We start from the raw sequence: 4,646 nt of genomic DNA, 5'->3' as shown, positions 1-4,646 counted from the left end.
TTGCATCCAGTAGGCCCGCGTGCCATTGCCCCACGGTAGCTCAATCACTGCTTCGACTCTTACCGACGAGAGGAAGACGATGTTCAACGATAAGCCCCGCCATGCACCCTTCGAACCTTCATCCGAGACAGATATTTCGTATTCCTCCCCTGCGCGCGAGAACGCCGCGCCCGAAGGGTCCACGCGCGTGCTCCCCGTCTCCGCGGGGATGGGCAGAGTCGGCCGGCGCAGGTCGGCACGGCATGCGTCGATGCCGGTCGACCCGGACCCCTGGAGTCGCACACTCGCCGCGCTCCAGCAGTTCAATGCTGCGCCTAGCGAGTTCCCTGATGAGTTCATGTACTCGAGACTGCAGTCGAGGCCAGGCCCTTCCCGCCAGAAAGCGCCCACGTTTACCGTGAACGTGCTCGAGTACCTGGCCAACAGGCTCGTCGTGGTTTCCTGGCACGACCCGACCCTGTGCAATTACGAAGAGCAGGTGTGGTCGCCGGCGCTCGCCCGGCACTCCGGGCAATGCGCGCTGTCGGGATCGCGCATCAGCAGAGGCGACACGGTCTACAAGCCGCGCACCCGGGGGCGCATCGCACCGTTGAACGGCGACGCGATGATTCTCGCCTCGGCACTGAAGGGCGTGCCCGAAAACCAGGTCTGATTCACAGGTCTTTACGCGCGTGGTCGACGCGCGCAGTTCGCTGCGATTGCACGCGCAATGCGCAGTTACGCTCCGGTCTGCTGAAGCGTCTCGGCGAGGTGATTGACCACCGCACGCGTCTTCGCCGCCATTTTCTGCCCGAGGGAAATGATGGCATGGACCGGCGGTCCGTTCACATCCGCTTCCGGCAGCAGATGAACCAGCCTGCCCGCGCGCACGTGCGGCAGCGCGACCCGGTCGTGGATCTGCGTGATACCGAAGCCGGCAACCGCGGCCTCCACCAGGGCTTGACCATCAGTCAGCACCAGCACCGGCGGGAGTGACACCTCGCGCACTGAAGCGCCGTCGCGCACGCTCCAGGGTCGCAGACGTCCGCCCGGTCCGCGAAACACAATGGCGTCATGGCTGGTGAGATCGGCGAGCGTCTTCACCTCGCCTTTGCGCTCGAGATAGTCGGGCGACGCGTACAGCCCAAGCCGCAGATCGCACAGCTTACGCACCGTCAATTCGCTATCTTCAGGAAGCGCGCCGATCCGAACCACAACATCCCACCCCTCGCCCACCGGATCAGACATCCGGTCGGTCAATGCCATTTCCAGCGTGAGCTTCGGATACTTCGCCTGGATGAGAAAACAGCAAACTGTATCAGGTGCCGGCTTTGATCAATCCGTGCGGGGCAGCTAACGCCGCCGTCGCGGAACGCCGTTGCCGGTGGCTGCGCGCCTCGTCTCCGTCTTGCGCCGGCTCTTCAAACGGCTGCTTTGTGTCGCAATGTATCTGAACGTCTCAGCGATACACAACATTGCATTCGCCCCGTCTTTCGACACAAGCCAGATACGTCGAAACGTTCTAATGCATCAACGCCAAACGACACAGGCATCCGCTACCGCAGATGCAGATCAGGCGGCCATGTTGGCTTCCCGAGGTCGGTGCGCCTTTCCATCTTTAGATTACGGAGAATGACATGAAAACTTCAATCCTCGCTTTTGCACTCGCCGCTTGCGTCACCACCGGTCTCGCTCACGCCTCTGAAACGGCGGTGGCACATGCAACAGATTCCGGCGTCGCGCAGTCGCAGTCGTGGAGCGCTGCCGGCACCGGCCGGGACGTCGCGCCGAAAACCCGGGCGGATGTTCGTCAAGAACTGGTGCGAGCTGAACACGACGGACAGCTCGTCTCTCTGAACAACAATCTGTATCGCGGAAGCTAAGTGTCCCTTGCTCGATGGAACGATTTTCGTCCGATCGTTCTACGCCCATCACTAAACTTAACCCATGAAGGAGTCAATCATGACGCAGCTCGAAAAAGTACTGTACACCGGCAAAACTCACACGACGGGTGGTCGCGAAGGCGCATCCCGCAGTTCCGACGGCCGGCTCGACGTCAAGCTCTCGACGCCGGGCACATCGGGATTGGGCACCAACCCGGAGCAAATGCTCGCGGCGGGCTGGTCCGCCTGCTTCATCGGCGCAATGGGGCTGGCGGCCGCCAAGCTGAAGATTGCCCTGCCCGCCGACACGGCCGTCGACGCCGAGGTGGCTCTGGGCACGACCGATGGCGCCTACTTCCTGCAAGCGCGTCTGAACGTCAGCCTGCCGGGTGTGGAGCGCGAAACCGCCGCGGCGCTTGCAAATGCCGCGCACCAGACCTGCCCGTACTCCAAGGCCACCCGCGGCAATATCGATGTCGTGATCAACGTGATCTGACGCGCAGCAGGTGTCGCGTTTCGCTCGAATTGATTCGACCTCCGGCGTTTGCGCATGAAGGACCCGGCGGCCCGGGCGCGGAAACTGCTACTCGATAGACCCACTGATCGCTTGCGCCGGCGCCGTTCTATGACGGCACGCCGGCCATGCGGCTTCAGCGGCTCACTCGGAGTGGCCCGTTCCGCCTTTCATGACAGGCAATCAGGGCGCGTCCGTCGAATCGAACAGGAGAAAAACGATGACTCTGCTCATTTATCTCGCAGGTTGGATCATTCTGATAGGCGGTGTAGCGTGGGGCTTGATAGCGCTGCATGTCGCACAACATACGATTGCGATCGTGGCGGTCATCATGCTCGGCGTTGCCGTGATCACAGGCGCCACCCGGGCACGTAACCGCGACCGGTCATAGGGGCGGTCACGCTTTCAATCCGCCGCTTTTCATCTCCCCGCCCACACGCAAGACACCGCGATAAAAAACGGAAGAAGCCCCGCTTCTTCCGTTCGATCAAACCGGCTTGACGCCTGTGCCGTTCAATCGTCCATCGGACGCTCGTTCGGATGCGCGAAGACGGCCTTCAGCGTATCGCTCATCGGCAGCCCGAGGTTGATGCCCTTGGGCGCAATCGGTGACATGAACCACGTGTTGTAAAGCGACTCGCCAAGGCCATTCGTCTCGAGCCGCGTGATGGTCCGGTCGACAACCGCCTTGAGTGTGCGAAGACGCACGCTGCCATGCGGCACGGCGTCGCTTTCGACAATGCGATCCAGCTGCGCTCGCTGCGACTCAAGATTCCGGCGGAATCCGCGCTGCGGGTCAAAACCGGCTGCGAACGTATCAAATGGCAGGCCGACAACTCGCTGCGGGTACGCGCGCCCAGGTAGCCGTCCGTCCGAAACTGTTATTCTTCCCTCTCTCCCGACCGCCACCTGGTCGCCTGCCGCCTTTGGGCGGCATCCCCAAGCGGCGCGCTTACGCGCCCGGCATCAGCGAGACAGGAATTTGCATGTTCGGTTTTCTGCGTGGCTATTTTTCCAACGACCTGGCAATCGACCTCGGCACGTCGAACACCCTCATCTACATGCGTGGCAAGGGCATTGTGCTGGACGAACCCTCGGTGGTCTCGATTCGTCAGGAAGGCGGCCCGAATGGCAAGAAGATCATTCTGGCCGTCGGCAAGGAAGCGAAACAGATGCTCGGCAAGGTGCCGGGCAATATCGAGGCGATCCGCCCGATGAAAGACGGCGTGATCGCCGACTTCAACATCACCCAGCAGATGATCAAGCGGTTCATCCAGATGGCGCATGAGTCGCGGATGTTCGCGCCGTCGCCGCGCATCATCATTTGCGTGCCGTGCGGGTCGACTCAGGTCGAACGCCGCGCGATCAAGGAAGCCGCGCATAGCGCGGGCGCCTCGCAGGTGTACCTGATCGAAGAGCCGATGGCCGCGGCCACCGGTGCGGGATTGCCGGTGTCGGAAGCGACCGGTTCGATGGTGGTCGATATTGGCGGCGGCACCACCGAGGTCGGGGTGATTTCGCTTGGCGGGATTGTCTATAAAGGCTCGGTGCGCGTGGGCGGCGACAAGTTCGACGATGCGATCGTCAACTACATTCGCCGCAACTACGGGATGCTGATCGGCGAGCAGACCGCCGAAGCCATCAAGAAGGAAATCGGTTCGGCCTTCCCGGGTTCCGAGGTCAGGGAAATGGAAGTCAAGGGCCGCAATATGTCCGAAGGCATTCCGCGCAGCTTCACGGTGTCGAGCAACGAGATTCTCGAGGCGCTCACGGATCCGTTGAATCAGATCGTCTCGGCGGTGAAGATCGCGCTGGAGCAGACGCCGCCGGAACTGGGCGCCGACATTGCCGAGCGCGGCATCATGCTGGCGGGTGGCGGCGCATTGCTGCGAGATCTCGACCGGTTGCTGGCGGAGGAGACCGGCTTGCCGGTGTTTGTTGCGGAGGCGCCGCTGACCTGTGTGGTGAGGGGTTCGGGGATGGCGTTGGAGCGGATAGATAAGTTTGGGGGGGCGTTTTCGTACGAGTGAGCTCAGCTCGCCCATGCCTGAAGCAGCACCCTCGATCGTCGCCGATCGGGTCAGAGCTTCCACCGCGTACCTGCTTGCCACGTAAAGAGGCGCGTTCGCCGTGCTACCCCTGCGCACCAATTTCTTTCGACACCGTGCGCGAACTTATACTCGCTACTCCGACAAGCTCAATCGCCGCTCATTCCTCGTTGTGGAGTATCGATGCACGACACCCGACTCGCCGGTTCGAACGCCGGCATG

General features: G+C 62.1%; 9 protein-coding genes. 6 read left to right on the top strand and 3 right to left on the bottom strand.

All coding sequences use genetic code 11. The features are described from left to right. Nucleotides 1-339: hypothetical protein (locus QOC89_RS00045; protein ID WP_323043144.1), on the bottom strand; the 339-nt coding region annotated here is incomplete at its 3' end. Between QOC89_RS00045 and QOC89_RS00040 the strand changes: the two genes are divergently transcribed. Next, entirely contained in the window at nt 338-652 is a 315-nt protein-coding gene (locus tag QOC89_RS00040; RefSeq protein WP_323043143.1) for a DUF3331 domain-containing protein, read from the top strand. The genes QOC89_RS00045 and QOC89_RS00040 overlap by 2 nt on opposite strands. A gap of 65 nt (nt 653-717) precedes the next feature. On the opposite strand, the gene QOC89_RS00035 is transcribed toward QOC89_RS00040, so the two are convergent. Continuing rightward, on the bottom strand, nt 718-1,278 hold the full coding sequence (locus QOC89_RS00035; protein WP_323043145.1) for a substrate binding domain-containing protein: 561 nt from the start codon (nt 1,276-1,278) through the stop codon (nt 718-720). 338 nt (nt 1,279-1,616) lie between these two features. On the opposite strand from QOC89_RS00035, the gene QOC89_RS00030 reads away from it, so the two are divergent. The 3 genes from QOC89_RS00030 (at nt 1,617) to QOC89_RS00020 (ending at nt 2,767) form a co-directional block, all read left to right on the top strand. After that, complete coding sequence (locus QOC89_RS00030; RefSeq protein ID WP_323043142.1) at nt 1,617-1,862, top strand: DUF4148 domain-containing protein; 246 nt, start codon at nt 1,617-1,619, stop codon at nt 1,860-1,862. Nucleotides 1,863-1,941: 79 nt separating this feature from the next. Then, on the top strand, nt 1,942-2,358 hold the full coding sequence (locus QOC89_RS00025) for an organic hydroperoxide resistance protein (RefSeq protein WP_323043141.1): 417 nt from the start codon (nt 1,942-1,944) through the stop codon (nt 2,356-2,358). A gap of 238 nt (nt 2,359-2,596) precedes the next feature. After that, on the top strand, nt 2,597-2,767 hold the full coding sequence (locus tag QOC89_RS00020) for a hypothetical protein (protein ID WP_323043140.1): 171 nt from the start codon (nt 2,597-2,599) through the stop codon (nt 2,765-2,767). A gap of 122 nt (nt 2,768-2,889) precedes the next feature. Here the strand turns inward: QOC89_RS00020 and QOC89_RS00015 are convergent, their stop codons facing one another. Continuing rightward, nucleotides 2,890-3,084 (bottom strand): hypothetical protein, encoded by a 195-nt coding sequence (locus tag QOC89_RS00015; RefSeq protein ID WP_323043139.1) that lies wholly within the window; start codon nt 3,082-3,084, stop codon nt 2,890-2,892. A gap of 6 nt (nt 3,085-3,090) precedes the next feature. Here QOC89_RS00015 and QOC89_RS00010 point away from each other — a divergent pair, with 6 nt between their 5' ends. Both QOC89_RS00010 and QOC89_RS00005 read left to right on the top strand, forming a co-directional pair. After that, the gene (locus tag QOC89_RS00010) at nt 3,091-3,240 is read left to right on the top strand and encodes a hypothetical protein (protein WP_323043138.1); all 150 of its coding nucleotides are present in this window, start codon (nt 3,091-3,093) and stop codon (nt 3,238-3,240) included. Between the two features lie 122 nt (nt 3,241-3,362). Further along, nucleotides 3,363-4,406, top strand: a complete 1,044-nt coding sequence (locus QOC89_RS00005) for a rod shape-determining protein (RefSeq protein WP_323043137.1) — start codon at nt 3,363-3,365, stop codon at nt 4,404-4,406. Nucleotides 4,407-4,646: the final 240 nt, after the last annotated feature.

This window comes from Paraburkholderia sp. (assembly GCF_034668105.1).
Taxonomy (GTDB): domain Bacteria; phylum Pseudomonadota; class Gammaproteobacteria; order Burkholderiales; family Burkholderiaceae; genus Paraburkholderia.
This window is presented reverse-complemented; position numbering and strand designations above follow the sequence as displayed.

What these genes read in the sequence shown, in the direction of transcription:
- QOC89_RS00040 (WP_323043143.1), top strand. Translation starts at nt 338, where the DNA reads ATGTACTCGAGACTGCAGTCGAGGCCAGGCCCTTCCCGCCAGAAAGCG.
- QOC89_RS00030 (WP_323043142.1), top strand. Translation starts at nt 1,617, where the DNA reads ATGAAAACTTCAATCCTCGCTTTTGCACTCGCCGCTTGCGTCACCACC.
- QOC89_RS00025 (WP_323043141.1), top strand. Translation starts at nt 1,942, where the DNA reads ATGACGCAGCTCGAAAAAGTACTGTACACCGGCAAAACTCACACGACG.
- QOC89_RS00020 (WP_323043140.1), top strand. Translation starts at nt 2,597, where the DNA reads ATGACTCTGCTCATTTATCTCGCAGGTTGGATCATTCTGATAGGCGGT.
- QOC89_RS00010 (WP_323043138.1), top strand. Translation starts at nt 3,091, where the DNA reads ATGCGGCACGGCGTCGCTTTCGACAATGCGATCCAGCTGCGCTCGCTG.
- QOC89_RS00005 (WP_323043137.1), top strand. Translation starts at nt 3,363, where the DNA reads ATGTTCGGTTTTCTGCGTGGCTATTTTTCCAACGACCTGGCAATCGAC.